At 53.8% G+C, this 4,345-nt stretch carries 2 protein-coding genes; one reads left to right on the plus strand and one right to left on the minus strand.

The features are described 5' to 3' along the window. Positions 1-53: 53 nt before the first annotated feature. On the minus strand, positions 54-401 hold the full coding sequence (locus ACYC56_RS05160) for a winged helix-turn-helix transcriptional regulator (protein WP_461373111.1): 348 nt from the start codon (positions 399-401) through the stop codon (positions 54-56). 294 nt (positions 402-695) lie between these two features. Between ACYC56_RS05160 and ACYC56_RS05165 the strand changes: the two genes are divergently transcribed. After that, entirely contained in the window at positions 696-4,196 is a 3,501-nt protein-coding gene (locus ACYC56_RS05165) for a hypothetical protein (RefSeq protein ID WP_461373112.1), read from the plus strand. The last annotated feature ends 149 nt before the right edge of the window (positions 4,197-4,345 follow it).

The raw sequence follows: 4,345 nt of genomic DNA on the forward strand, positions 1-4,345 counted from the left end.
TGTAGCAAAAGGGTCAAAGGATATCCGACCAAATCTCTACTTTCATATGCTTGTTATCCTCCATCTTCATTGATGTCTTCATTAGTGTCTTTATTAATGTCCAGGCTAACTGTCTCGATAGCATCCAGTATCGGCACGAGCTTCCATCCGCAGTCATTCAGCCCGTACACGACAGATTGTTTGTCTCTTGATTGGGTCGTCCTGCTGATAAGTTCTGCTTGGTCTAGCTTCTTAAGACGGTTTGTCAGAGTAACGGGGCTAATGTCTTCAATCGCCCTTTGCAGTTCGCTGAACCTAAGTTCGCCATTCCTAAGCTCCATAAGAATGTTAAGGGCCCAATAATCACCTATGAGCTTAAGGACGCTTTTGCACTTCGAATGATCTGTAGGACGCTTCTTCATAGATCATGATATTACTACACTATGTGAAGTACTTCAAGCGCTGTAGTGGATTGGTCGCGTCAAGATTCGTGTGTAAATAAGCTGAATCCCCTCTTTGGGCTTTATAGGTTTAAATTCAGCATCATTCGAGTTTCAAATGGGCAATGCAAGGGTAGATATGCATAGGCATGCTACCTTGCGTCTGATACAGCATGCCAAATTTGGCTTAATTTCCTGGCGATTGTTTTATCAAGCTTAAAGTTGGGTGCAGGGAGAGCTATTTAACAGACAGTCCCAAACTAAAGGAGGTATGGTATGAATAAACGCAAATACTTGATTCTTGCATGCATGTTGCTGGCAGTAGTCACTCTTGTTTGGGGAGCAGGCCAAATCTACGCGCAATCGAAAACAGCTGCAGGGAAAGGCAATAGTACCGCGACAGCTCTTCTGAAAGAGCGTGCCGACAAGGTGCACAAGCTCATGGATACGCGTAAGTTACTGGCCGATAGAAAGGCTGCAGCCAAGCGTTTCAAAGCGGCTCGCGAGAAGACGCTGGCTACGACGACGGCTTTTGCCGCGACAGCGCTCGATCCAGGAGGGACCCCGCATTATTTCGGCCCGTATCCGAATTATGCTTACAGCCCGCTCCCGACGGGCGCTGTCACTACTGTCACGGTCGAAAACGGGGGCAGTGGATATGTTAATCCTACTGTTACCATCATGGATGTTTACAACACAGGCACAGGCGCTATCGCTACAGCAACCGTAGAAGGTGGTGTCATCACTGACATCATGCTCACAAACGGGGGCAGTGGGTATAGTGCCCCCGTTGTCTACATTACTGATGACACTGGCACAGGCGCCGCCGCCACCGCAGCAATAGGCGGGACCCTCAACGGTGGCATCAAGAAATTCGTTGATTCACTACCGGGTCTGGGGGAAGCCAACAAGAACGACCTCGGACAGTACCTGCCGGTCGCCGTCCCGGATACTACAACGTACCCGGGCTGCGATTATTATGAAATCGAGCTTGGGCGGTATACCGAACAGTTGCACAACGATCTGCCCCCGACTCTCCTGCAGGGTTACAGGCAGACTAATACTACGGATCTCACGGTAAGCAAGTTCAGCTATCTGGGGCCTATGATTGTTGCACACAAGGACCGTGCGGTGCGCATCAAGTTCACCAATAAGCTTCCCACCGGCACCGAAGGCAACCTATTCTTACCCGTGGATACGACCATCATGGGGGCGGGAATGGGCCCCTTGGATATGCCAGGGATGCCGGGGATGAAGGAGAGTTATACGCAGAACCGCGCCACCCTGCATCTCCACGGCGGCTTTGTCCCGTGGATAAGCGACGGCACGCCCCATCAGTGGATCACCCCGGCGGGAGAAAACACCCAATACCCCAAGGGCGTCAGTGTGGTCAACGTCCCTGATATGCCGGATCCCGGCGATGGTTCGATGACCTTCTACTATAACAACCAGCAGAGCGCAAGGTTGATGTTTTACCATGATCATGCCTTTGGCATCACGCGCCTCAACGTCTATGCCGGTGAGGCCGCTGGTTACCTGATAACGGATGATGTGGAGCAAGACTTAATCAACGGAACCAACAATTCGGGTGTTAACACCGCTAGTGCTACGGTTCTCCCCGATGAAGGGATTCCCCTGATTATCCAGGACAAGACCTTTGTAGACGCGAGCACAATCGCCTCGCAGGATCCAACCTGGAATTGGGGATCAACGCCCGGGACGCCGGTAACCGGTGACCTCTGGTATCCCAACGTCTATATGCCGAACCAGAATCCAGATGATATCTCTGGGATGAACCCGTTTGGCCGGTGGCATTACGGCCCCTGGTTCTGGCCGCCCACCAAGAATATCACACACGGGCCGGTCGCGAATCCCTATTACGACCCCATCAATGCGCCATGGGAGCCGAAGTTGATGCCCGGGACGCCCGACCCATCTGCGGCGGGGGAAGCCTTCATGGACACCCCCATGGTCAACGGCACGGTCTACCCCTATATGGAGGTGGATCCGAAGGCCTACCGCTTCCGTATTCTAAATGTCGCCGATGATCGTTTCTTCAACTTACAACTATATCAAGCCGACGCTAGTACTACCGCCTCAGACGGCAGGGCCAATACCGAAGTCAAGATGGTCCCTGCGGCTAAGACCGCGGGCTTCCCGGCAGACTGGCCGGTCGATGGAAGGGAAGGCGGTGTGCCGGACCCGGCCACAGCGGGCCCGGATTTCATCCAGGTAGGAACAGAAGGTGGCTTCCTGCCGGCACCGGTGGTGCTGCCCAACCAGCCAATCGACTGGAATATGGACCAGACAAACTTCGATTTCGGGAATGTCTCAAGCCATACGCTGCTCTTGGGTACAGCGGAACGGGCGGACGTAATCGTCGACTTCTCCAAGTATGCCGGCAAGACACTCATTCTATATAACGATGCCCCAGCGGCATTCCCGGCGATTGACCCACGCTACGATTATTATACAGGCCACCCGGACCAAACAGATATAGGCGGCACGCCCTCGACGCAGCCAGGCTACGGCCCAAATACCCGCACTATCATGCAGATCCGAGTGAAGGATACTGCTCCGGCCGCGCCCTACAATCGGGCTACACTGGAGGCGGTGTTTAAAAAGACCGACACGAAGAAGAGCGTCTTTGAGGCATCCCAGGACCCGATCCTGGTACCACAGGCCGGTTACAACTCCGCCTATAATGCAAAGTTCCCATCCAATGCTTTCGCGAAGATCATGGACACTTCGATGACCTTCACCCCGCTCGGCTCGACCACGCCGGTGACGGTTCCGTTCGAGCCGAAGGCCATCCAGGACGAAATGGGCGAGGCTTACGACAAGGAATATGGACGGATGAGTGCTATGCTGGGAGTCGAGCTACCACAAACGGTGGCAGGGAACCAGAATTTCGTGCTCTACGGCTATACATCTGCGCCCGTCGAGATCGTCAAGGGCTCGGTATACGGGACTCCTATCGGATCGACAGGGGATGGCACCCAGATCTGGAAGATAACACACAATGGCGTTGACACCCACACGATACACTTCCACCTGTACAATGTACAGCTCATTAACCGGGTTGCATGGGACAACGCTCTCAGACCGCCCGACGCCAATGAGTTGGGCTGGAAGGAAACCATAAGGTTAAACCCGCTGCAGGATGCGATCGTGGCAATGCGACCGGTTACCCCAACGCAGCCTTTTGATGTTCCCAACAGCGTTCGCCTGATCGACCCGACACAGCCGGAGGGCGCCATCTTGGCGAACTCCACTCAGGCGGAGCTAAATGGCCAGCCCCCCGAAGCATTCGACCCGCTCGGGGAACCTATTGATATCGTCAACCATAAGGTCAACTTTGGCTGGGAGTACGTGTGGCACTGCCACCTTCTTGCCCATGAAGAGATGGACATGATGCACTCGCTGGCAATTGCGGTTGCCCCGAAGGCGCCTTCCAACCTCGCTGCCATTGTGAAGGGCAATAGGGCGACTTTGACCTGGGCGGACAATTCCTTGAACGAAACCGGGTTCACCATCGAGAGGGCGACAAATGCGAGCTTCACGACAGGACTGACGACTTTCACAGTTGGACAGAACGTGAAGACATACACCGATACCAACCTTAAAAACAAGCAGACGTACTACTATAGGGTAAAGGCCAACAACGTGGTCGGCGACACTTGGGATTATTCGGATCCTAATTTAAACGAAGGCGCAAGCTTCCCACACCAGTCCGTCGACTCCGCGTTCTCCAACACTATAAGTGTCATCAGATAAAGGTAGATCAATAAATGATCTTTTTAGGGAGGGAGCAATCCCTCCCCATATTTTTTGGCGCGCCCAGCTAAGCTGGGCCGCACTTGCGGGTGAAAGTCCCGTTCCGGTAACCACCAAGGGGCCGGATAGCTAATCCCGGTGCGTCGCAG

Source organism: Candidatus Aquicultor sp., from assembly GCF_054640775.1.

Excerpts from the sequence above, each read along its gene's own strand:
- ACYC56_RS05160 (WP_461373111.1), bottom strand. The coding sequence starts at position 401 with ATGAAGAAGCGTCCTACAGATCATTCGAAGTGCAAAAGCGTCCTTAAG.
- ACYC56_RS05165 (WP_461373112.1), top strand. The coding sequence starts at position 696 with ATGAATAAACGCAAATACTTGATTCTTGCATGCATGTTGCTGGCAGTA.